General features: G+C 74.2%; 1 protein-coding gene. It reads right to left on the minus strand.

The features are described 5' to 3' along the window. Positions 1-92: 92 nt before the first annotated feature. The coding region (locus tag GVN67_RS29050; protein WP_368667272.1) for a DUF6502 family protein at positions 93-985 on the minus strand (893 nt) is incomplete at its 5' end.

Below are 985 nucleotides of genomic sequence, written 5' to 3' on the forward strand. Positions count from 1 at the left end.
TCCCTCGGCCTGCTGCTCGCGGCGTCGGCGCGCAGGCGGCCAGCGCCGCGAGCAGCAGGCCGAGGGAGGGCAGGGACCAGCGCATCGGCCGCCTATTCCTTCGCCGGACCAGGGGAGGCAGGGGCCTCGTCCTCAGCGTACAAATAAACGCCGAGGATCACCCGCCGCGTCGGCTCGCCTTCAGGCAGAGAATCACCGCTGGCGTCGAGCAGCGCCAGCACCTCGCGATTGACCTCGACCAGCAGGCGCTGCGCCGCCTCCCGCCCCATCGCCTGCATCCGGGCGGCGATCGCCGGCGGCAGCCGGTCGTAATGCACGGCGCGGTCCAGGAAGGGGGCGGGGGTGCCGGCGATATTGGCGGTCGCCGCCGCCAGGTGGTCGTGCAGGTTGCGGGCGAAGTAGTAGAGCTGCTCCTCGCTGCCCTGGCGCGGCAGGAAGGCGGCGGCGTTCAGCACCACCCGCTCCTCGGCATCCAGCCGCACCAGGCCTTGCGCCAGCCACTCGTCCAGCACGCTGCGCGGGCGGAGATCGGTGGTGACCGCGCTGACCAGCGCCTCGAAGGAGGCCGCGCCGTCGGGGGCGTTGCGCGGCAGCGGCAGCGGCTGGCCGTCGGCATCGGCGAAGGCCGGCAGGCCAACCCAGCGGGCGATGATCTGGCTGGACAGCGTCACCACCGGCGGCACGGTCGGCGCATCCTCGTCCAGCTCGCGCAGCCGGCGGATTTCCTTGCGGTGCACGCCGGTCAGCAGGCTCAGCCGGCTGTCGGTGCGCGACGGGCGCGCCAGCGATTCCGCCGCCAGCTCGACATAGAGCTGCCGCGCCAGGTCGGCGAAGACCGGGAAGGTGACCCCCGCGCGGATCAGCAGCCGCAGCAGCGGCCGCAGCAGCCGCGCCAGGGGACGCAGCAGCGCCTCGGCCTGGGGCGGGCTGGGCAGCGCCGGCAGCGGCGTCGCGGGCGGGTCGGGGAAATCGGGCACGGGCACTT

The organism is Roseomonas sp. 18066 (assembly GCF_902706185.1).
Lineage (GTDB): Bacteria > Pseudomonadota > Alphaproteobacteria > Acetobacterales > Acetobacteraceae > Pseudoroseomonas.